The organism is Microbacterium deferens (assembly GCF_045517775.1).
Classification (GTDB): Bacteria; Actinomycetota; Actinomycetes; order Actinomycetales; family Microbacteriaceae; genus Microbacterium.
The window spans coordinates 2038004-2059432 of record NZ_JBEUWT010000001.1 but is presented as its reverse complement, the minus strand read 5'-3'; the positions used below and the strand labels follow the sequence as shown (position 1 = coordinate 2059432).

The following is a 21429-nucleotide window of genomic DNA, read 5'->3' as shown; positions in this document are numbered from 1 at the left end:
AAACTTCGGGCACCACCGGCCGATTCGGGCACTCTCGAGCGACCCGGCCGCCCGGCCCGCGGACAGACCGCGAGCGATACGCTGGAGCCGTGGTGGCAGCATCCCGACTCTCCACGCGCGTCCTGCTGGTGTGCGCGGCCATCGGCGTCGCCACGGGTCTGCTGGGTGCGGTCGCCGGCTGGGTCACCCCGGCGGTGATCGCCGGCATTCCGGTGATCTACGGCTTCGTGCTCGGCGTGCATGTGATCCCCGGGATCATCTCGCAGGAGGTGCTGCGCCTTCCTCTCGTCGCCCTCATCACGCACGTGCTGGCCGCTCTCGTCTCCAGCGCCGTCGCCCCGCAGTTCGCGCTGTCGTTCCTCGGCACGGCGCTGCTGTTCGGCGGCATCCAAGAGGGCGTCGCAGCGCTCACCCGCTACCGCGTCTGGCGGTCGTGGCGGTTCTTCATCTCGGCGATCATCATCGGCGCCGTCATCGCCGTCGCCGTCGGATTCATCGCGCACCTGTCGACGATGGCGCCCTGGGCGAGCGTGTCCTACCTCGTGCTGGCCGTGCTCGGACCGGTGGCGTGGACGGCCGTCGCTCTCGCCGTCGGCGCCGCCCTCCGCCGCACCGGAGTCGGCCGGGTCCCCGGCCATCGTTGAGCCCCGACCCGCGAACTTAGGGTGGGCTAAGTTGGACGAATGACGTCCGTTCCGCTCCTTCGCGTGCGCGGGGTGGGCATCACCCACGACGAGGCGTCGACGGCGACCCCCGCCGACGTCACCTTCGACGTCTCACCGGGCGAGGTCGTGCTGTTGCTCGGACCGAGCGGCTCGGGCAAATCCACCCTCACCCTCGCCCTGAACGGACTGATCCCCCACGCCGTTCCCGCCACCGTCGTCGGCACGGTGCGGGTCCAAGACGCGGATGCGGCGACCACCCCGGTGGCGGAGCTCAGCACGCGGGTGGCCATGGTGTTCCAAGACCCCGACGCGCAGCTCGTCACGGGCACCGTGCTCGACGAGGTGGCGTTCGGACCCGAGAACCTGCGGCTGCCGGCCGACGACGTGCTCGCGCGCGCCGAGACGGCACTCCGGCGCGTCGGACTCTGGCACCGCCGCACCGACAACCCCGATCTGCTGTCGGGCGGCGGCCGTCAGCGTCTCGCGATCGCCTGCGCGCTGGCGATGGGGTCGCCCCTGCTCGTGCTCGACGAGCCCACGGCGAACCTCGACCCCGGTGGCATCGAAGAGGTCTACGCGGCGCTCGCGGAGCTCGTCGCCGAGGGCGACCGCGCGATCGTGCTCGTCGAGCACAACCTCGACGCCGCCGTCGGGCTCGTCGACCGCGTCGTCGTGATCGACGCCCTCGGCCGCCTCGTCATGGACGGCACCGTCGACGCCGTGATGCGCGGGCGCGCCGACGAGCTGCTCTCCCTCGGGGTGTGGCTGCCGACCTCCACGCTGGCCGCGATGCGCCTGCGCCGCGCCGGGATGTCGCTCGATCCGCTTCCCCTCACCCCCACCGAGCTGCACGCCGCGCTCGAGGTCGAACCGGCCATCGAGGCGCCCGGCGAGATCGGTGCGATCGGCGGGAACACACCGCCCGCGGCCACACGCGCCCCGATGGCGGCCGATCCGGGTAGAGCCGGAGAGGCTGCGTCGACCGCCGCCTCCGCCCCCCTCGTGCGGGTGCGCGGGCTCACCCTGACACGCGGGCGCACCCCCGTGCTGCACGACGTCGACCTCGACATCGCCGCGGGCGAGTTCGTCGCGATCGTCGGCGCGAACGGCGCCGGCAAGACGAGCCTCGTGCAAGCGCTCGCGGGTGTCGTGCGACCACCCCGCGGCACGGTCGAGCTCGCCGGGCGCGACGTGCACCGCACCGACGCGCGCGCCCTCGCCGCCTCGGTCGGATTCGTCTTCCAGAACCCCGAGCACCAGTTCGTGGCGAACTCGGTGTTCGACGAGCTCGCCCACGGACTCCGGATGCAGCGCCTGCCAGACGGCGAGGTGCACCGCCGCGTCGACGACATGCTCGCGCGGTTCGGGCTCGAGCACCGCGCGCAGGCTCATCCGTTCCTGCTGTCGGGAGGACAGAAACGGCGACTGTCGGTCGGTACGGCGCTGATCGGCGGCGCACGCCTGCTGGTGCTCGACGAGCCGACGTTCGGCCAGGACCGCGCTCGCGCCGACGAGCTGTTGTCGCTGGTGAAGGGGCTGCACGCGGAGGGCACCACCGTGGTCGTGGTGACGCACGACATGCAGCTCGTGACCGACTACGCCGACCGCACGGTGGTGCTCTCCGACGGGCGCATCGCGGCCGCAGGTCCCACCGCCGCGATCTTCGCCGACGACGCGCTCATCGAACGGGCGGGCCTGCGCCCGCCTCCGCTGCGGCGGGCGCTGCGGGGGCTGACGCAGCATCCGTCGCTGTCGTCCGTGGCGCGCATCGCCGATCTCCCCGGGGCGCGAGGATGACCGCCGTCATCGATCCGTACGCCGAGGCCGCTCCCTCACGCGGGCTGCGCTTCCTCCCCGCGCTGAACCCGCTCGCGAAGATCGCCGCGCCCCTGCCCGCGATGATCGCGCTGGTGTTCGCGCGAGATCTCGCCACGCCGCTGGCGTTCCTCGTGCTCGCGTACGCCGCCCTGCTGGTGGGCGCCCGGCTGAGCGGTCGGATGCTGGGGCTGCTCGCCCTGGCCATCCCCGCCTCGGTGCTCGTGATCGGCCTCGGATTCTCGGTCTGGGCCGACGCCGCGCGCATCGACCAGTCGGTGACCGTGCTGCAGCTCGGCGGCTGGACGTTGTACGGCGGCGCTCTCGTGACCGGCTTCTCGACGGCGCTGCGCCTCGGCGCGATCGTCGCGCTCGCGCTCGTCGGCGGGCTCACCACGACCGGCCCCGATCTGGTGCGCTCACTCGTGCAACAGCTGCGCGTGCCCTACCGGATCGGATATACGGCGCTGGCCGCGTTCCGCTTCGTGCCGAGGTTCGGGCACGAGCTGGAGATCATCCGCCAGGCGCATCGGGTGCGCGGAGCACACGGTGGCCGAGGGCCCTTCGCCGCCGCCGCGCGCTGGGGAGGTTACGTCGTGCCGCTCCTGGCCGGAGCGATCCGGCATGCCGAGCGGGTCGCGCTCGCCATGGACGCGAGGGCCTTCGGCGCCCACTCGACGCGCACCGAGCGCCATCTCGTGCCGTTCCGCGCGCGAGACGTGGTGTTCGTCGTCGCGTTCTGGGCAGCATCCGCCGCCCTGTTCGTGTGGGCGGGCGCGACGCCCCTCGTCGGCTGAGCGGGGACGCCGCCACGACCTCTGCATAGACTCGTTCGAGACCGACGAGGGGAACCATGGCTCGACGACGCAAGACCGTGGCGCAGCACGCGCGCCTCGGATCGCCGAGCCTGGTGGCCCAGCTGCTCACGCTGGTCGGCGTGATCGTCGCGGTGGTGCTGGTCGCCGGCGCGGGCACGATCGGATACACCGCGTACAGCCTGGCGGCCTCCATCGAGGAGAACTCCGTCGACCTCGACACCGAGGTGGCTCAGCCTCCCAGCGTCGGGGCGTACGAGGGACCGTTCGACGTGCTCATCGTCGGCACCGACGAGTGCGAGCCCGCTCTGATCGACCTGTTCCCGGGTCGGTGCACAGGACCCGACGCAGACGGTCGCCTGAACGACGTGAACATGCTCGTGCACGTGTCAGACGCCCCCCGCCGCGTGACCGTCGTATCGTTCCCCCGCGATCTGCAGGTCGCGATCCCCGAATGCACCGACGACGACGGAGTCGTGCATGCCGCGGTGAGCAAGGAGTCACTCAACGCCGCCTACGGAAAGGGCGGTCTGAACTGCGTCGTCAACACGGTGTCGGCACTGAGCGGGCTCAGCATCCCGTTCGCCGCGAAGGCCAGTTTCGGCAACGTCATCGCCATCACCGACGCCATCGGCGGGGTCGAGGTCTGCATCGGTGAGGGCGGACTGCGCGACCCGAAGAACACGGGGATCGATTGGCCGGCCGGCCCCCGCACCGTTCAGGGCGCGGAGGCGCTGCAGTTCCTGCGCGTGCGCTCCGGCGTCGGCGACGGCAGCGACCTCGCCCGTATCGGCAACCAGCAGCAGTACCTGTCGAGCCTTTCCCGCAAGCTCACGGGCGGCGTACTCTCCGATCCCGCGGCGGTGCTGCGCCTGGCGACCGCCGCATCCGAGAACATCACGCCCAGTTCGAGCCTGGCCAACCCGATCCGCATCATGCAGCTCGCGCTCGCGGCGAAGGACGTTCCGACCTCCGACATCACCTTCGTGCAGTTCCCGGTGTTCGACGACCCCAGCAACACCAACCACGTGATCCCCGATCAGCAGGCGGCCGCCGAGCTCTGGGATGCCCTCGCGCAGAACAGGCCGCTCGAGCTCACCGGGCAGCTCGGCGCGAACGGGGGCGTCGTCGAGGCAGCCCCGACCGAGACGACACCCCCGTCCGACGCGACCGAGACGACACCCCCGTCCGACGCGCCCGAGCCGACAGATGCGGCGACCTCTGCGCCGTCCGACGAGTCGGTCGCGCTGCCGGGGAACGTCAACGGCTCGAAGGCCGACCAGGCCACCTGCACCGCCTGAGCGGCGGAAAAGACGGCGGATCAGCGGCGCGCAGCGGCGAGGATGCGGTGTGCCGCGCGCACCATCGCGACGTCGAGGAACGTGCCGTCCTCGAGGACGACCGTTCCCGAGCCGTCGCCCGCAGCGGAGCCGACCCTCGCGATGATCTCCTCCGCCCGTCGCACAGCGGCCTCGGTGGGAGTGAACACCGAGCGGATCACCGCGAGCTGGCGCGGATGGATAGCCGTGCGTCCGCCGAACCCGAGACGTGCCCCCTCCCGGCAGCTGCGCTCCAACCCATCGAGGTCGCGGACGTCGGCGTACACGCTGAGGAGAGGGGCGGGCAGACCCGCCGCAGCCGCGGCGTTGACGACGCGGCTGCGCGACCAGCGCAGCCCCGCCTCACCCTCCTCGCCCTCGGGGACGGCGAGCTCGGCGCGCAGATCTGCCTCGCCCGTGGAGATGGACGCCGCTCCCGACGTGGCGATCTCGAACGCCCGCTCCACGGCGAGCGCCGTCTCCAGGAGGGCGTGCACATCGCGGCCCGGGAGCGCCTGCCGCACGTGCACGACGTCGTCTGCGGACTGCGTCTTCGACAAGCGCACGCCGATCGAGGCCGGGAGGGGCCGAAGCGCCGCGAGATCGTCATCGTGCCACGCGGAGCCGCGAGCATTGATCCGCACCTGCACCGCCACGACCGATCCCTCACGCGCAGCGGCGTCGATCTCGCCGGCGAGGGAGGCCAGCATCTCTCGCGCGACGGCCTTGCGCGCCGGCGCGACGGCGTCTTCGAGGTCGACGATGACGCCGTCCGCCCCGGAGCGGAGCGCTTTCACGACCCGCTCGGGACGATCGCCCGGAACGTAGAGCGCCACGATGGTCATGAGATCGTCCCTTCGTCGCGCAACGCAGCGATCTGCGCGGCGGTGTACCCGAGTTCCTCGAGCACGCGTTCGGTGTCCGCTCCGTGGCCGCGGCCGGTGAAGTCCACACGCGACTCGCTCTGCGACATACGGAACAACGGCCCCTGCATCGCCATCTCGCCGAGGTCAGGATCATGGATGCGGCGGATCGTACCGATGGCTTCGAACTGGGGGTCACCGACGATGTCGCTCGCGTCGTAGATGGCCGCGACGGCCGCCTCGGCCGCGTCGAAGGCGGCGATCACCTCCGCGCGGTCGTGTCGGGCGATCCACCCGCCCACCGCCTCGTCGAGCACATCGGCGTGCGCGGCGCGTTCGGCGCCCGAGGCGAACCAGGGCTCATCGATGAGTTCGGGTCTTCCGACCAGCGTCATGACGCGCTCGGCGATCGACTGCGCACTGGTCGACACGGCCACCCACGAGCCGTCAGCGGTGCGGTAGGCGTTGCGCGGTGCGTTGTTGCCGGAACGATTGCCCGTCCGCGGTTGCACGGTGCCTAGCTGGTCCCACCGGGTGATCTGCGGACCCAGCATGGCGAGGATGGGCTCGATGATCGCCACGTCCACCTCCTGCCCGCGCCCCGAGGCATCGCGGGCGTGCAGCGCGACCATCACCGCGTACGCGGTGGCCAGGGACGCAACCCCGTCGGCGAGGCCGAACGGAGGAAGGGTGGGCGGCCCGTCCGGCTCGCCCGTGGCGGCGGCGAATCCGCTCATCGCCTCGGCGAGGGTGCCGAACCCGGGCCGCGAGCGGTACGGACCGATCTGGCCGAACCCCGTCACCCGGGCCAGAACGAGACCCGGGTTGTCCTCCGAGAGTTCCGCGTAACCGAGGCCCCAGCGCTCCAGCGTTCCGGGGCGGAAGTTCTCGATCACGACGTCGGCGGTGGCCGCGAGACGGAGGAACGCCTCCCGGCCGCCCTCGGTGTGCAGGTCGATCGTGACCGTGCGCTTGTTCCGCCCGAGCGTCTTCCACCAGAGGTTGTGCCCGTCCTTGCTGGGCCCGTGACCGCGCGAGGGGTCGGGGCGGGTGGGGTGCTCCACCTTGATCACCTCGGCGCCCATGTCGCCGAGGTGCATGGCCGCCATGGGCCCGGCGAACAGCGTAGAGACGTCGATGACCCGGAGTCCGTCGAGGGGCGTCATCGCTCGCCGTCCCAGCAGACGCGGAAGCCGATCGAGGGGGATGCATCGATCCCCAGCCCGGGCAAGAGGTACTTCGCCGCGAATGTCGGATGCTGGGCGCCGCCGTCGAAGTACCAGTCCGACCCCTCCGAGCGATGGTCGCTCCCGCCCTTGAGCATGACGAAGCGGGTGCGGCCGTCGCTGTGCTCCGACTCCGTCCAGTTCCACACCAGGGGCCGGCGCCGCTCGAAGCCCGGCTGCTCCGCCGCGAGCTGCCACTCGTCTTCGCTGGGAAGGCGTCCGCCCACCCAGGCCGCGTAGTCGCGGGCGCGGGCGAGGGTCACCCCCGTGACCGGGCGCTCCGAACGGGGGTGGTCAGATGCTCCGGCCTCCCCGATCGCGTCGAGATAGCGGCCGAACGCCGCCTCGGTGACCTCGGCGACCGCCACGCGGACGGGGGCGGGGAGCACGGCGACGCGCTCGAGCGTGCGCTGATCGTGCAGGCGCGGCGGGAGCGGCTTCCACTCGTCCACGTAGGGGGCACCCTCGTGCATGCCGGTCTCCCGGGCGCGGTACCGCACGGTCAGCACGTGCTCGCCCGGTGCGACGACGAGTGCCCCCGCCGAGGCTCGGGCGATCTCGTCGGCATCGGCCGACCCGGCCTCGCGCGGGGCGGGCAAGAGTCGACGCGCCCTGCGGTGGGGGAACGCGGAGTCTGCCACGTGGGGGCGACCGGCCAACGCGATCACCAGGTCGCGCAGCTCGCTCGGCGTCGGGGCGTCGCCCTCGATACGGAGCACGGCCGCGATCCCCTGCGCCGGTACGGTGACGGCCGGCGGGTCGGTCGTCAGGGCGGCATCGGGCTCGTGAAGGGCGATCCACCGAACGGGAGCCGGCACCTCCCGCGCGCTCGGGGAAGCCTGCCCGACGTCGATCGACGGCACGTAGACGGCGTCGGCGTCGCCGGAGTTCGCCAGCACCGTCAGAGTCACCCCGTCGAGAGCGAAGTCGGAGGCGGTCACGGGGCCCTCGAGCACCGACAGCGGCGTCCACTCCCCCTCCACGAACCAGCGGTGGAGCAGTCGCTGCACCGGCAGCATCCGCCCCAGCGTCGCCGCGTCGCGGCGGTTCCACCCGACCCACGCGCCGAAGACGACTTCCCACACCATGACACCGACTCCGTTCAGCCAGGCCGAGCGCAGCTCCCCGGCGTGATCGCGATGCCAGCGCCGGATGTGGTGCTGCATGTGTCGCCGTTCGAACCACCTCGCCCGAAGGACTCCCGGGGTCTCGGAATCGGCGAACCACTGCGCCCACGAGAGGGTGTGGTCGGCGATGCGCGCCGTGGCGAGCTTCGACTCCCCCTCGAGGCCGATGCCGGGGCGCGCCGCGTCGAGGGCGGCTACCAGCTCGGGTTCGGCCTTCTTCAGCGTGTCGAGGAACACCCCGTCGGCGCCGAGACGAACGACCACCTCGGCGAGCTCGGCCGCGTCGTCACCGCCCCGGCGCGTGCCGGTGTCCCACGGGTTGTAGTCGACGAAGACCGCGACCCCCGCGTCCCGCAGAGCCGCGGCGGCCTCCTCGAGCCCCGGCACACGGTAGTAGTCCCATTGGTTGCGGTCGTCGATGCCGATGACCGGGTAGGCGTGCCAGAGCACCACCCCGTCGAGCCCCCCGAAGCGCTCGCGGGCGTCGTCGAGGAACCGCTCCGGCGTGAAGCGCTGCGTATCGAAATCGAAGAACAGCTCGTCCCACAGCCACACCTGCGCGACGGTGAAGCACCGGCTCGCCCAGGCCGAGGCCGGGTCGTCGTAGCGCGTCGGCGCGGGGTACCGCCGACGCGCCCCCTCGCGCCAGGCCGCCAGTTGCGCCCGCCAGCGCGGGATGTCGGCCGGGTCGTCGGGAGCGGCGAAGATCTTGGCATCGTCGAGGCGTTCGGCCGCTTCGCCCTCGGAGAGGTCGCCGTCGAGCGGCACGGCGGTGGGCAGGTCGATCTCCCGCGGATGCAGCGGGTCGAATCCACCGCTCATCGGCTCTCCTCCGAACGTGCGATGACCTCGGCGACCTCGGCGGCCGTGGGCACCGCGTCCTGCGCGCCCGGGCGTCCGACAGCGAGAGCCGCCGCGGCACTGGCGACCCGCGCCGCCTCCGCGAAGACCTCGAGGAGGGCGCCGTCACCCGGGAGCGCACCGGAGCGGGCGAGGGATGCGGCGAACACTCCGCAGAACGTATCCCCCGCACCGGTCGTGTCCACCGCCGTGACCGGGTGCGCCGAGACCGTGCGGCGCGCGCCCGAGACGACGATGAGGCACCCTCGCGAACCGAGGGTGACCACGAGCGCCGGCAGGCGCGCGGCGAGGGAGTCGACCGCGTGGTCGACCTCCGCAGCGCCGGCGATATCGCGCAGCTCGTGCTCGTTGACGACGAGCACGTCGACCTCCGCGAGGAGGGCGTTCCCGTCGGCGACCAGCGGCGAGGACGGTGCGGCGTTGAGCACGTGCCACGCACGGTCGCCCCGCGCCGCAGCAGCCGCACGGACGAGTGGCACCGGAACCTCCAGCTGGGTGACCAGCACCTGGGCGCCGCCCACGATCGCTCGTTGGCTCTCGCTCAGTCGCGTCCGTGCGGCGTTCGCCCCCGCGACGACGACGATGGCGTTCTCTCCGTCGTCGGCGACGGAGATGAGCGCCGTCCCCGTCGCATCGGCGACCACTTCGAGCCCCGCGACGTCGATGCCGTCGGTGCTCAGCCCGTCGCGCAGCGCGGTGCCGTCGGGGTCGTCGCCGACGGCGCCGACGAAGGCGACCTCTGCAGCTCCCGCGCGCGCCGCCGCCACCGCCTGGTTCGCGCCCTTCCCTCCGCCGGTGCGGGCAAGGCCCGAGGCCAGCACCGTCTCACCGGGGGCGGGGATGCGGGCCACCCGCGCCACCACATCGCGGTTCACGCTTCCGACGACGACGACGTTCATGCCCTCATCCTCTCCGGGAGTGCGGCCGTGCGCTCGGCGAGCGCGCGAATGGAGCGCTCCGCCCCGCCCGGGAGAGAGGTCGCGATGCTGTCGCGCAGCGGCGCGGTCCACTGCGGGTCGATCCCCTCCGATCCGACGAGACCGCCCAGCACCGACCCGACGGTGGCACCGGCGGAGTCGGTGTCCCACCCACCGGCCACCGCGAGCGCCACACCGGCTCCGAAGCGGCCGTCGGCGCCCTCGATCGCGCAGGCGATGAGGGCGGCGTTGTTGAGGGTGTGCACCCAGTGCATGCCGCGGAACTCCCCGTGCAGCACGTCGAGCGCCTCGTTCGTCGTGCGCCGGCCGGCGCCGAGGTCGGCACCGAGCTCGCGACCCAGGCGCACCGCGGAGGCGAGGCGCGACCCGGGCGGCACGACCGTGTCAGCGGCGTCGAGGGTCTCGGCGGCGGAGTCCGCGACGAGCGATTCGGCGCACAGGGCCGCGGCCCACATCGCGCCATACAGCCCGTTACGGGTGTGGCTCAGTCGCGCGTCGGTCCAGGCCGAGGAGGCGGCCGCGAGCGGGTCGCCGGGGTTCGCCCACCCGTGCACGTCGGCGCGGATGAGTGCGCCGATCCACTCGCGGAAGGGATTGCGGTGCGTCGCGGTCTCGGGCACGGGGCGCGCGTCGAGGAGGTTGCGATACGCCGCGCGTTCCGCGGTGAACACCCGACCGGCCGGAAGCGACGCCAGCCAGGCCTGTGCGACGTCGTCGGTCGTCAGCGCGCGTCCGTGCTGCTCGAGAAGGTCGAGCGCGAGCAACGGGAAGTTCAGATCGTCGTCCTCAGGCATCCCGTCGATGTTCTCGACGAGCGAGGTCGGAGCGGAGCGCCGGTTCCAGGGCCACCGTTCGGCGACGTCCCCGGGCAGCCCCACGGCGGTGAAGTAGCCCGCGATGGGCCAGTTGCCGGTGCTGCGCGCGATCTCTTCCACTCCTGCACGAGGGATCTTCTCGACCGGCTTCCCCAGGAGGCAGCCCGCCGCGCGCCCCAGCCACGCGCCGTGCACCCGGTCGAACGAGGCCCGCCGCGCAGCATCCGGTCGTCGCGCCCTGATCGACGCCGCGATTGCGTCCCAGTCGTCGGGTTCTTCGGCGCTGTCGACGTTGTAGGTGTCGAGCTCATCGAGCAACCGCCTCGCGAGTTCGCGCACCGGCGGTGCCGCGGGCAGCGCGCTCGCCCCGCTCGGGGCCAGCACGGTGGAGCCCCCGGCGTCGTGCCACCGTCGCGCGACGTCGGCGAGGTCATCGGCGGCGACCCCCTGCTCGCGAAGGGCGACCAGTTCGGCCGCGACGAGATCCTCGGGCTGGGCCCACGTCAACCTCATGCGGAGGCTCCGCCGTCCCACTGCCCCGACAGCATCGCCTCGAGCGCGCCACCGCGGGTCTTCGCGCGCTCGGCGTCGGCGGCGGCGACCTCGCGCACGACGGAGGTCATCGTCTCGATCACCCCGTCGAGGTCGAGACGGCTCGCCTCGGCGACCCCCGACACCCACTCGTCGGGCACCGCGGCGCGGCCGCCGAGACCGCCGCAGATCGCGCCGGCCATGACGGCGATCGAGTCGGAGTCGCGTCCGTAGTTCACCGCATCGAGCACGGATGCGGCGAGGTCGCCGCCGTGCGCGACGACGAAGGCGAGCGCCACCGGCAGCTCCTCGATCGACTTCGTCCGCGAGGGCAGGCGCGCGTCCATCGCCGGCGCGCGGTACGCGTCGCCCACCGTGTCGAAGGGCGACACGGCCGCGCGCACCACCCGGCCGAGCTCGCGGGGGTCATCCGACCCGCCCGCGGCGAGATAGCGGTCCACGGCGTCGAGCACCGCGCGAAGGGCGGCGGCCGTGCCGTCGTGCGCGACCGACAGTGCGGCCTCGCGCACCGAGGCCACGGTGGCACCAGGCGCGGCGGCGGCGGCGACCGCCGCGGCGAAGACGCCCGCCGCCTCGCGGCCGTAGGAGGCCTGGTGGGCACCGGTGATGTCGATCGCCTCCGCGTACGCCGCGCGGGGGTCGCCGATGTTCACGAGCCCGACGGGCGGCATGTACATGGTGGCGCCGCAGTTGATGATGTTGCCGACCCCGGCCTCGCGCGGGTCGACGTGACCGTAGTGGAGCTTGGCGACGATCCACTTCTCGGCGAGGAAGACCCGCTGCAGGATCAGCACGTCGTCTTCGAGCTCGGGAACCCAGCGGCGCTCGCCGATCATCAGTGGCACCAGGTCGCTGGCGACGTCGTAGGCGCCGAGGTGCCTGCGCCGTGCGTCGTAGACCTGCACGAGGGCGTGCGTCATGAGGGTGTCGTCGGTGACGTGCCCGTCGCCCTTGTGGTACGGCGCGATGGGACGCGCGGTACGCCAATCGGCCAGGAACGGACCGACGATCCCGGTGACCCGCCCCTCGTACCTCTCCTCGATCTGCTCCGGGGTCCACCCCTCGGTCGCACCGCCGAGGGCGTCTCCCACCGCCGCGCCCGCGAGCACGCCCGCGACCCGATCCTGCAACGCATCCATTGAATCCCTCATCCGTTCGTCTCCTGCCGGCTTGCTCGGGGGACGAGCCCTGCGCCCGTCCCCCGTGTCGTGCGCGTCTAACCCGTGATCTCCGACCAGCCGTCGCTGAGCTGCGTGCCCAGCTGATCCGCCGAGATCTGGTCGGCGAGGTACTGCTGGAACGCGGGGGTGGCGATGGTGTCCTTCCACTCCGTGTAGCCGTCGACCTTGAGGAACGGCGGACCGACCAGACCGTCACCCGAGGCGAGGATCTGCTCCCAGCCCACGGCGTCGCCGGCGAGCTCGGTGACGCGGTCGCGAGCGCCCTGCGAAGAGGGGATGAGCGCGTCGGCGTACGCGATCTCAGCGAGGTTGTCGGCGCCCATGAAGTAGTTCAGGAACTGCGCCGACTCCTCGACGTGCTCCGAGTCCACGTTCACGGAGTAGGTCTGCGGGTTCGCCGCCTGGATGGCACCGGCACTTCCCTCCAGCGGCGGCAGCACCGTCCACTCGAAGCCCTCGGGTGCGTCGCTGGCGATGTTCGTCGCCTGGAACGAGCCCTGCACCGTGAGGGCCACTTTCTGTCCGTAGAAGGAGGCGAGCACTTCCGACCCCGACTGCGTGAGCGACGTCGGGTCGAGCGAGAGGTCGTCGTAGGCCATCGCGTGGATGCGCTCGGGCACGGCCAGTTCGTCACTGCCGACGTCGATCGACGCGCCCTCGCCCTGGCCGTCGAAGTAGCCGCCGTCGAAGCCCAGCGAGAGGCTCATCATCGTCGCGGTGGGTGAGGCGAGCCCCCACCCGAGGCCGTACTGGCCGTCGGTCGTGGTCGCCCGGGCGATCTCCTGCAGCTGGTCCCACGTCATCGAGTCGCCCGTGGGGATCTCGACGCCGGCCTGCTCGAGCAGCGCCGTGTTCGCGAAGACCATGTAGGACTGCAGCGTGGAGGGGTAGGCGATGATCTGGTCGTTGACCGTCACCGAATCCCAGATGCCGTCGGAGATGTCGTCGCGCAGCTCGGGATCGATCAGATCGGTCAGGTCGGCGAGGTACCCGTCGAGCGCGAAGGAGGTGATCGACGACGCCTCGTAGTGGATGATGTCGGGCGCCGTGCCGCCGGTGAACTGCGTGATGAGCTTGTCGTACGTGCCGTCCCAGCCGGCCTGCACGATCTGCACCTGGATATCGGGGTTGTCGGCGTTCCACGTGTCGACGATCTCGGTGATGGCGGCCTGCGTGGCCGGCTGGTCGGAGAGCGACTGGAACTGCAGCGTGACGACACCGTCTTCGCTGGTGGATCCGCCGCTCGCGCTGCCCTGCTGGCACGCGCTGAGGGCGAGGGCGGCGATGCCCGCGAGGGCCAAGGCGCCGATGCCTCGGGTAGTTCTCAACATGATGACCTTTCTTTCTCCCAGTGGGGGGACTAGCCCTTGACGGCACCGGCGAGCATTCCGCCGGTGAGTTTCTTCTGAAGGATGCTGAAGATGATCAGCGACGGGATCGTGGCGAGGATCGCCCCGGCCGCGAGCGGACCCAGCTGCGTCTGCCCCTCGGCGCCGAGGAACGAGCGCAGAGCGATCGGCAGGGTGTACAGCTCAGGACTCTGGATGAGCACGAGGGCGAGGAAGAACTCGTTCCACGCCGACACGAAGGTGAACATCGCCGTGGCCACCAGACCGGGGGCCAGCAGCGGCAGCACGACCCGTCGCAGGATGGTCAGCCGGCCGGCGCCGTCCATCTCGGCGGCCTCCTCGAGCTCTCGAGGGATCGCGGCGACGTACCCCTGCAGCATCCACAGGGTGAACGGCATCGTAAAGGTGACGTAGACCAGGATCAGGCCGAGGAGGGTGTCGTTGAGCTGGATCGTGCGCAGCACGAGGAACAGCGGAATGATGATGAGGATCGACGGGAAGACCTGGCTCGTGAGGATCCACACCGTGCCCGCGGCTCGCAGCTTGCCCTTCAGCCGCGCGAGCGCGTAAGCCATCGGCATCGACAGCAGCACAGTGATCACCATCGTGCTCACCGACACCAGCAGCGAGTTGCCCGCAGCCGAGATGAGGCTCTGCCGCTCGAGGGCGGTCACGTAGTTGCCGAACTCCCACACCGCGGGCAGCAGGTTGACCGCGAGCGAGTTCAGCTCGGACGAGGTCTTGAACGAGGCGGAGAGCAGCCACAGGAGCGGGAACCCCAGGAAGAAGAGGTACCCGGCGAGGGCGACGTACATGATGCCGGTGGTGTACCAGGGACGCTTCGTCATGAGCGACCGCCCTTCGCCTGGCGGAACTGATGCACGAGGTAGATCGACAGGAAGAGCATGATCGCGATGACCAGCACGTCGCCCATCGCCGAGGCGTAGCCGATCTCACGGTTGCGGAACGCCTCAAGGTAGGTGAACAGCGGCGGGATCATCGTGCGTCCGCCCGGGCCGCCCTCGGTGAGTACGTAGATGAGCCCGAAGGAGTTGAACTGCCAGATGAAGTCGAGGATCGTCACCGCGATGATGATCGGGCGCAGCGCCGGCAGCGTCACGTGCCAGAAGCGCCGCAGCGCGCCGGCGCCGTCGACCGCCGCCGCCTCGTGCAGCTCGGGAGCGATCGACTGCATGCCCGCCAAGAGCAGAACGGTGGTCTGCGGGATTCCCGACCACACGCCGACGACGATGACCGCGGGAAGCGCGGTGGAGAAGTCGCCCAGCCAGTTCACCCCCGGCAGACCGAACCACCCGAGCGTCGCGTTGAGGGGGCCGGAGTTGGGGTTGTAGATCATGCGCCACACGATCGCGATGACCACCGGCGGCATGGCCCACGGGATGAGCGCGAGCACGCGGGTGAGGGTCTTGAACCGGAGGTTGCTGTTGAGAAGCAGCGCGAGCCCCATCGCCGAGATGAGGGTGAGGAGCGCGACCGACCCCGCCCAGACCAGTCCGATGCCGAAGGAACCCCAGAAGCGCTGATCGCCGGCGAGCTCGAAGAAGTTGCCGAGCCCGATGAAGCCGATCTCGGCGTCACGGCGCAGCGTGGCGTTGGTGAAGCCGAGCGCCACACCGCTGACCAGCGGGACGACCGAGAAGATGAGGATCGGAAGAAGCGCCGGCACGACGAGGGCGATCGCCTCGCGCCGCTCCGCCCGCGCTCGCGGGCCGATCCGGCGCACCTTCGTCGGTGCCGCACGTTCCCGCGTGGACGCGCTCATACCGCGTCCTCCTCTTCGACGATCCGCAGCGATGCCTGCCCGCGACGACTCGACCCGCGCACGACCAGCGAGGGCGCGACGGTGACCGTGTGGGCGGCGCGCCCGGGTTCGGCGATGCGGGCGAGGAGCAGGTCGGCGGCCACCCGGCCACGCTCATGGGCGCCGAGGTCGACGCTGGTCAGCCCGAGGCGGGCGACGCGGGAGAGCTCGGTGTTGTCCATGCCGGTGACGGCGAGATCGTCAGGCACCGACAGGCCGAGGTCATCGGCGGCGTGCAGCACGCCGATGCCGATCAGGTCGTTGGCCGCGACGACGGCGTCGGGCTGGAATCCCTCGGAGTCGCCCAGCGCCTCGAGGGCCGCGCGATGACCGGCGGCGATGGTGAAGTCGTCGGCGATCACGGTGCGGCTGCCGATGCCCGGGTTATCGCGCATCGCCTCCTCGAAACCCCGAAGGCGCAGGCGACCGGGGGTGGTGTCGACCGGACCGTTGATGAAGGCGATGCTCCGGCGGCCCTCCGCGATGAGGTGGTCGACAGCGAGGCGCATGCCCGTCACGGAGTCGGCCTGCACGGTGTCCAGGCCCGACCCCTCCGAGGCGACACCGAGCATGACCACCGGAACCGGGACGTCGGCGAGCGCCTGGAGAAGCTCGGGGGTGACCCGCAGGGGCGAGAGGATCATGCCGTCGACGTACCCGCGACCGAGGTCGCGAACGACGTCGAGAGACGACGACGCGGTGCCGGTCGAGGAGATCACGAGGCGGTACCCGGAGTCGGAGACGACCCGCTCGACCGCGCTCATCATCTCGACGTAGACGGGGTTGCCGATATCGGCCACCGCGTACGCCAGCTGCTGGGTGCGACCGAGCTTGAGCGAGCGCGCGGCGGCGTCGGCGACGTAGCCCAGCTCCTCCGCGGCTCGCCGCACCTTCGCTACGGTCTCGGCACTCGCGATCTGGCCGTTCAGCGCCCTGGACGCCGAGGCGATCGAGACGCCGGCGAGGGCGGCGACCTGCGTGATGGTGGCTCGAGGCACATTCTCTCCCTTGAGATGCGTGGGTGGAAACGTTTACACCCGCGGCGTAAACGTTTCCACCAACCGGCGCGTATGTCAACCCGAAGGTCGCGACTGCACCGCCTGAGCGGCGAACCCGCACGCTCACGGGCTCGGGGCCGGGGCCGGGGCCGGGGCGAAGGATGCTGCGAGGAGCGCCGGGCGGGGGTCAGCTCGCGTAGCCGGGGGCGGCGGGGAGGCCGAAGAACTCCTCGAGCGTCGTCCAGCCGCCGTCGTGGTACGCCCGGGCGAGCTCGGGGCCGACGTAACGCAGATGCCACGGCTCGGGGAGGTAGCCCGTGACGTCGGTGCGCCCGTCGGTGTAGCGGACGATCCAGCCGTGCTCCCAGGCGTGCGCCGCGACCCACGCGCCCTGCGGGGTGGCGGCGAGGTCGTCGAGCGAGCCGCATCCCGACGTATCGCACGCGACGACGTCGGCACCGAGGCCCGACTGGTGCTCGCTGAAACCGGGGCGCGCGCTCACGAGGTCGGCGCCGGCGACACCGCGGTCGCTGACGTGGCCGCGGTAGGTGGACTGCTGCGTGGAGTAGGAGCGGTACCCGCTCTCCATCGCGAGATCTCCCACACCCGCTTCACGAGCGGCGCCGATCATCGCCGACAGGGCGGTCGCCGCATCCGCCCGCAACTCTCCGCCGGAGAGGCTCTTCACTCCCTCCGGGAGCGCGAGGGGCGACGGACCGAAGTCGATCGGCGAGAACGGTCGCTGCTTGTTCACCACGACCCAGGTGCGGTTCGGGTCGCCGAGGACGATGCACGGCGCCGCGCCCGCAGCGACCGCCGAGCGGAAGGCCTCGGCGCCGCCCGCGGCGGCGATCACCGCGCCGTCGCCTCCGGAGGCCAGCACCTGGGTGAACGCCGGGTCATCGCAGAGCGCGCGTCCGGCGGTGGTCGCGTCCATCGTCGGCGACGGGAGCCCTTCGACGGGCATCGCCTGGATCATCGCGTCGATGCTCGGCGACGGTTCACTCGACGTCTCGACGGGATCGGGCGCGGAGACGGCCGCACCCTCGGTGATCACCCCTCCCGCAACGGCGGCGGTGACGGCTCCCGCCCCACCGAAGAGCAGTGCGGCAGAGGCCGCGACGGCGAAGATCGTCCTCAGTCGGGCAGCCCGGCGGCCCCGCGCATGTCGGGCCAGGGTGCGCGGCGCGCTCGACGCGCGCTCGGCCGCCACCCGCGCCTCTCGGCGCGTGCGGGGGGAGAACGGGCCGGGTTCCGTCACCTGCCCATTGTCGCCGATCGGTCGGGACGAAACGAAGGAGCGGCGCGCCCTTCGAGACTGCATCGCCGCAAGGTTGCTTAACATTCGCATTTCTGTTCCCATGGAGACATGAGATGGCAGGGACAGCAGTTGGGCGTGACGGATGCTGCGGCCCTGCCCGGCCTGGAGCGCATGGACGGACTGGTGCGATCGGTCACCACCCCGGAGTTCGCCGGCATGACCTTCCACGAGGTGCTCGCGAAGACGGCGCTCAACCGCGTTCCGGGCGCTTCGGCGATGCCGTTCGACTGGACCGTGAACCCGTATCGGGGGTGCAGCCACGCGTGCACGTATTGCCTTTCCCCCGACACGTTGATCATGATGGCCGACGGTCGGCAACGCCCTCTGTCCGGGCTGCGACCCGGCGACGAGATCATCGGAACCGAGAAGTCGGGCGCCTACCGGAGGTACGTGCGCACCACGGTGAGAGCGACCTGGCGCACGCGTAAGCGCGCTCATCGGGTGACCCTCGCGGACGGTACCGAGATCGTCGCGAGCGGCGACCACCGATTCCTCAGCGAGCGAGGCTGGAAGTACGTCACCGGCACGATGGCAGGAGCCGCCCGGCGCCCCTACCTGACACCGCAGAACCGGCTGCAGGGATTCGGCATCGGCGGCCCCCCGATGATCGATCCGCCTCTCGGAGAAGACTTCCGCCGTGGATACCTGGCGGGGATGATCCGCGGCGACGGGATGATCTTCCACCGCACCTACGACGACGGACGCCGCGTGCGGACGGTGCATCGCTTCCGCCTCGCTCTCGCCGACACCGAAGCACTCGACCGCACCCGCACGTTGCTCGCCGACGAGGGGATCGCGACGAATACCCGCCCGTTCAGCCAGGCGTCCTCGGCTCGACGAGAGATGACCGCCATTCACACGGCGAAAGGCGCCGACGTGCGGCGGGTGGAAGAGCTCACCGCCGAGCCCGCCGTACGTTCGCGTGACTGGCACGCGGGATACCTGAGCGGCATGTTCGACGCAGAAGGGTCGTGCTCCCGCGGCATCGTGCGCATCTCCAACGGGGACCCCGACATCCTGCGGATGGTGCGCGAGGCCCTGACCTCACTCGACCTTCCCTACGTGCAGGAGCCTCCGCGGGCGAACGGAGAATCGACGGTTCGCCTGCTCGGAGGGCTCCCCGTGCGCCAGCGTTTCTTCTCGCTGACCACTCCCTCGATCACCCGCAAGCTCGACATCGTCGGAACGGCGGTGAAGACGTTCGCCGATCTCCGCGTGACCGGCGTGGACGACCTCGGAACTGAGATCGAGATGATCGACATCACGACGGGAACGGGCGACTTCGTCGCCAACGGTGTCATCAGCCACAACTGCTTCGCCCGCGGCACCCATGAGTACCTCGATCTCGACGCGGGCAACGACTTCGACAATCAGATCATCGTGAAGATCAACGTCGCCGAGGTGCTCGAGAAAGAGCTGCGCCGCGGCTCGTGGGCCCGGGAGCCCGTGATGCTCGGCACCAACACCGACCCCTATCAGCGCGCCGAGGGCCGTTACCGGCTGATGCCGCAGATCGCGTCGGCGCTCACCGAGACGGGAACGCCGTTCTCCATCCTCACGAAGGGATCGCTCCTGCGGCGCGACCTTCCGCTGCTGGCGGATGCCGCAGCATCCGTGCGCGTCTCGCTGGCGATGTCGATCGGCGTGTTCGACGACGCGCTGCAGCACTCGATCGAACCGGGCACCCCGAGCGCGCAGGCGCGACTCGACACCGTGCGGGCCGCGACCGAGCTGGGGTTTCGGGTGACGGTGTTCCTCATGCCGGTGATCCCGCACCTGACCGACTCGATCGCGGCGCTCGACGACGCACTGCGGCGCATCGGCGAGGCCGGAGCAGTGCGGGTCGTCTACGGTGCTCTGCACCTGCGTCCGGGCGTCAAACCGTGGTTCTTCGAGTGGCTCGAGCGCGAGCACCCCGAGCTCGTCTCGTCGTACCGCGGGCTGTACCCGGGTGTTTCGACGTCGGCGCCGAAGGCCTATCGCACGTGGTTGTCGAAGCGGGTGCGGCCACTGCTGCGGATGCACCGCCTCGACGGACACGACGAGGACGACCATCCGCGCGGTCGACCGCAGCCGGGTCTCGCCGCCCGCACGCCGCTGGCGACGCCGACCGTGCGGCCCGCCGTCGCACCGGCGACCCTGTTCTGAGCCTCTCGCGGCCGGCTCGGGGCGCAAAAATCGGGTTGGGGCGCGGGATTCCACGCCCCAACCCGAAGATCGCGCCCCAAACCGGGGCAGGGGTCAGCCGGTGACGTTCGCGATCTGGCGGCCGGCGATCTCTTCGAGGAGGTCGTCGCCGGGGCGGGCGTCTTCGAACGGCGCGTCGATCTCGGCGCGCTCGAGCATCTCGACCATGCGGCGACGGCGCTGACGCGGGATGAGCGTCACGACGCGACCCGACCGGCCCGCGCGACCGGTGCGGCCCGAGCGGTGCAGGTAGGTCTTGTACTCGTCGGGCGCGTCGGCCTGGACGACCAGGTCGATGTCGTCGACATGGATGCCGCGCGCCGCGACGTCGGTCGCGACGAGAACCGCCACGCGGCCCGACGTCATCTTCTCGAGGTTCCTCGTGCGCTTGGCCTGGTTCAGATCGCCGTGGAGCGCGACGGCCGAGATCCCGGCGTCGTCGAACTGCTCGGCGAGCATCTCGGCGTACGCACGGGTGCGGGCGAAGACGAGCGTCTTCCCGGCGCGGTCGACCAGCGAAACGAGGATCTCGGCCTTGTCGCGGTGATCGATCACGAGCACGCGGTGCTCGATCGTGCCCGACTCCTGGTCTTCGCCGGCGACCTCGTAGACGGCCGGTTCGACGAGGAACTCGTCGACGAGCGCGGCGACCTCGCGGTCGAGGGTGGCCGAGAAGAGCAGCTTCTGGCTGCCGGCCGCGGTGTGGCGCAGAATCCGCTGCACGGGCTCGAGGAACCCGAGCTCGCACATGTGGTCGGCCTCGTCGAGAACGACGATCTTGACCTCGGAGAGGTCGAGCTTGCCCTGCTCGACGAGGTCTTCGACGCGCCCGGGGGTGCCGATGACGATGTCGACGCCCTTGCGGAGCGCACCGACCTGGCGCCCCTGGGGAACACCGCCGTAGATCTGCGTGGTGAAGAGTCCGACGCTGCGCGCGATCGGCTGCACCGTGCTGTCGATCTGCAGCGCGAGCTCACGGGTCGGCGCGAGGATCAGCGCGCGAGGCGCACGGGCGAAGGCCCGCTTCGTTCCGGCGCCGGCACGCAGCACGCTCTCGACGAGCGGGGCGCCGAAGGCGATCGTCTTGCCCGAACCGGTGCGACCGCGTGCCAGGACGTCGCGGCCCTGGAGGATCGGAGCCACGGTCGCGGCCTGGATCGGGAAGGGGCTCGACGCGCCGAGGTCGGCGAGCACCCGGACGATGTTCTCGCCCAGGCCGAGCTCGGCGAAGCCCAGTTCGGTGACGCTCGCCGCGTCGACGGCGTCGGCCTGGAGCCGCTCGTGCACGACGTCGACGTGCTGCTCCTGCTGCGCGCTGCGCTTCGGAGCCGAGGACCAGTCGGAGCGACCCGGACCCTCGGAGCGACGGTCGTCGCGGCGGGGGCGGTCGTCGAACGAACGGGCGGGACGGTCATCGCGCGCCGGGCGGTCGCCGAACGACCGAGCCGGACGATCGGTCGAACGGGCGGGACGCTCGTCGAACGAACGAGCCGGACGGGCGTCGCGACGGGGACGGTCATCGAACGACCGAGCCGGACGATCGGTCGAACGGGCGGGACGCTCGTCGAACGAACG

At 71.3% G+C, this 21429-nt stretch carries 17 protein-coding genes; 5 read left to right on the top strand and 12 right to left on the bottom strand.

Annotation, left to right across the window (positions count from 1 at the left end):
- Nucleotides 1-89 precede the first annotated feature (89 nt).
- Genes ABTU82_RS09745 through ABTU82_RS09730 form a run of 4 tightly spaced genes read left to right on the top strand, consistent with a single transcriptional unit; the run spans nucleotide 90 to nucleotide 4596 of the window.
- Entirely contained in the window at nucleotides 90-644 is a 555-nt protein-coding gene (locus ABTU82_RS09745; protein ID WP_116647145.1) for an ECF transporter S component, read from the top strand.
- 39 nt (nucleotides 645-683) lie between these two features.
- Nucleotides 684-2462, top strand: a complete 1779-nt coding sequence (locus tag ABTU82_RS09740; RefSeq protein ID WP_407173148.1) for an ABC transporter ATP-binding protein — start codon at nucleotides 684-686, stop codon at nucleotides 2460-2462.
- On the top strand, nucleotides 2459-3277 hold the full coding sequence (locus ABTU82_RS09735) for an energy-coupling factor transporter transmembrane component T (protein ID WP_407173147.1): 819 nt from the start codon (nucleotides 2459-2461) through the stop codon (nucleotides 3275-3277). The genes ABTU82_RS09740 and ABTU82_RS09735 overlap by 4 nt, the downstream gene beginning before the upstream one ends.
- A 56-nt stretch (nucleotides 3278-3333) precedes the next feature.
- On the top strand, nucleotides 3334-4596 hold the full coding sequence (locus tag ABTU82_RS09730) for an LCP family protein (RefSeq protein WP_407173145.1): 1263 nt from the start codon (nucleotides 3334-3336) through the stop codon (nucleotides 4594-4596).
- 20 nt (nucleotides 4597-4616) lie between these two features.
- Here ABTU82_RS09730 and ABTU82_RS09725 read toward each other — a convergent pair whose 3' ends face one another.
- The 11 genes from ABTU82_RS09725 to ABTU82_RS09675 form a co-directional block, all read right to left on the bottom strand.
- Entirely contained in the window at nucleotides 4617-5459 is an 843-nt protein-coding gene (locus ABTU82_RS09725) for an HpcH/HpaI aldolase/citrate lyase family protein (protein ID WP_407173144.1), read from the bottom strand.
- On the bottom strand, nucleotides 5456-6643 hold the full coding sequence (locus tag ABTU82_RS09720) for a CaiB/BaiF CoA transferase family protein (RefSeq protein WP_116647140.1): 1188 nt from the start codon (nucleotides 6641-6643) through the stop codon (nucleotides 5456-5458). Before ABTU82_RS09720 ends, ABTU82_RS09725 begins: the two co-directional genes overlap by 4 nt.
- Nucleotides 6640-8652: an SUMF1/EgtB/PvdO family nonheme iron enzyme gene (locus ABTU82_RS09715; RefSeq protein WP_407173142.1), complete on the bottom strand. Its 2013-nt coding sequence runs from the start codon at nucleotides 8650-8652 to the stop codon at nucleotides 6640-6642. The genes ABTU82_RS09720 and ABTU82_RS09715 overlap by 4 nt, the downstream gene beginning before the upstream one ends.
- On the bottom strand, nucleotides 8649-9590 hold the full coding sequence (locus tag ABTU82_RS09710) for a PfkB family carbohydrate kinase (RefSeq protein ID WP_407173140.1): 942 nt from the start codon (nucleotides 9588-9590) through the stop codon (nucleotides 8649-8651). Before ABTU82_RS09710 ends, ABTU82_RS09715 begins: the two co-directional genes overlap by 4 nt.
- Nucleotides 9587-10957, bottom strand: coding sequence for an ADP-ribosylglycohydrolase family protein (locus ABTU82_RS09705; protein ID WP_407173138.1), 1371 nt, complete (start codon nucleotides 10955-10957; stop codon nucleotides 9587-9589). The genes ABTU82_RS09710 and ABTU82_RS09705 overlap by 4 nt, the downstream gene beginning before the upstream one ends.
- On the bottom strand, nucleotides 10954-12135 hold the full coding sequence (locus ABTU82_RS09700) for an ADP-ribosylglycohydrolase family protein (RefSeq protein ID WP_407173137.1): 1182 nt from the start codon (nucleotides 12133-12135) through the stop codon (nucleotides 10954-10956). The genes ABTU82_RS09705 and ABTU82_RS09700 overlap by 4 nt, the downstream gene beginning before the upstream one ends.
- Nucleotides 12136-12212: 77 nt before the next feature.
- Nucleotides 12213-13508, bottom strand: a complete 1296-nt coding sequence (locus ABTU82_RS09695; protein ID WP_165817946.1) for an ABC transporter substrate-binding protein — start codon at nucleotides 13506-13508, stop codon at nucleotides 12213-12215.
- 29 nt (nucleotides 13509-13537) lie between these two features.
- Nucleotides 13538-14374, bottom strand: coding sequence for a carbohydrate ABC transporter permease (locus tag ABTU82_RS09690; protein WP_205781226.1), 837 nt, complete (start codon nucleotides 14372-14374; stop codon nucleotides 13538-13540).
- Complete coding sequence (locus ABTU82_RS09685; RefSeq protein WP_407173136.1) at nucleotides 14371-15309, bottom strand: carbohydrate ABC transporter permease; 939 nt, start codon at nucleotides 15307-15309, stop codon at nucleotides 14371-14373. The genes ABTU82_RS09690 and ABTU82_RS09685 overlap by 4 nt, the downstream gene beginning before the upstream one ends.
- On the bottom strand, nucleotides 15306-16346 hold the full coding sequence (locus tag ABTU82_RS09680; protein ID WP_407173134.1) for a LacI family DNA-binding transcriptional regulator: 1041 nt from the start codon (nucleotides 16344-16346) through the stop codon (nucleotides 15306-15308). Before ABTU82_RS09680 ends, ABTU82_RS09685 begins: the two co-directional genes overlap by 4 nt.
- A 187-nt stretch (nucleotides 16347-16533) precedes the next feature.
- Entirely contained in the window at nucleotides 16534-17607 is a 1074-nt protein-coding gene (locus ABTU82_RS09675; RefSeq protein ID WP_407173132.1) for a M15 family metallopeptidase, read from the bottom strand.
- Nucleotides 17608-17715: 108 nt separating this feature from the next.
- On the opposite strand from ABTU82_RS09675, the gene ABTU82_RS09670 reads away from it, so the two are divergent.
- Complete coding sequence (locus tag ABTU82_RS09670; protein WP_407173130.1) at nucleotides 17716-19815, top strand: intein-containing Rv2578c family radical SAM protein; 2100 nt, start codon at nucleotides 17716-17718, stop codon at nucleotides 19813-19815.
- Nucleotides 19816-19908: 93 nt separating this feature from the next.
- Here ABTU82_RS09670 and ABTU82_RS09665 read toward each other — a convergent pair.
- On the bottom strand, nucleotides 19909-21429 hold a 1521-nt coding region (locus ABTU82_RS09665), incomplete at its 5' end, for a DEAD/DEAH box helicase (protein WP_407173128.1).

Coding starts and splice junctions, on each gene's coding strand:
- ABTU82_RS09740 (WP_407173148.1), top strand. CDS start 684: ATGACGTCCGTTCCGCTCCTTCGCGTGCGCGGGGTGGGCATCACCCAC.
- ABTU82_RS09735 (WP_407173147.1), top strand. CDS start 2,459: ATGACCGCCGTCATCGATCCGTACGCCGAGGCCGCTCCCTCACGCGGG.
- ABTU82_RS09730 (WP_407173145.1), top strand. CDS start 3,334: ATGGCTCGACGACGCAAGACCGTGGCGCAGCACGCGCGCCTCGGATCG.
- ABTU82_RS09725 (WP_407173144.1), bottom strand. CDS start 5,459: ATGACCATCGTGGCGCTCTACGTTCCGGGCGATCGTCCCGAGCGGGTC.
- ABTU82_RS09720 (WP_116647140.1), bottom strand. CDS start 6,643: ATGACGCCCCTCGACGGACTCCGGGTCATCGACGTCTCTACGCTGTTC.
- ABTU82_RS09715 (WP_407173142.1), bottom strand. CDS start 8,652: ATGAGCGGTGGATTCGACCCGCTGCATCCGCGGGAGATCGACCTGCCC.
- ABTU82_RS09710 (WP_407173140.1), bottom strand. CDS start 9,590: ATGAACGTCGTCGTCGTCGGAAGCGTGAACCGCGATGTGGTGGCGCGG.
- ABTU82_RS09705 (WP_407173138.1), bottom strand. CDS start 10,957: ATGAGGTTGACGTGGGCCCAGCCCGAGGATCTCGTCGCGGCCGAACTG.
- ABTU82_RS09700 (WP_407173137.1), bottom strand. CDS start 12,135: ATGGATGCGTTGCAGGATCGGGTCGCGGGCGTGCTCGCGGGCGCGGCG.
- ABTU82_RS09695 (WP_165817946.1), bottom strand. CDS start 13,508: ATGTTGAGAACTACCCGAGGCATCGGCGCCTTGGCCCTCGCGGGCATC.
- ABTU82_RS09690 (WP_205781226.1), bottom strand. CDS start 14,374: ATGACGAAGCGTCCCTGGTACACCACCGGCATCATGTACGTCGCCCTC.
- ABTU82_RS09685 (WP_407173136.1), bottom strand. CDS start 15,309: ATGAGCGCGTCCACGCGGGAACGTGCGGCACCGACGAAGGTGCGCCGG.
- ABTU82_RS09670 (WP_407173130.1), top strand. CDS start 17,716: ATGAGATGGCAGGGACAGCAGTTGGGCGTGACGGATGCTGCGGCCCTG.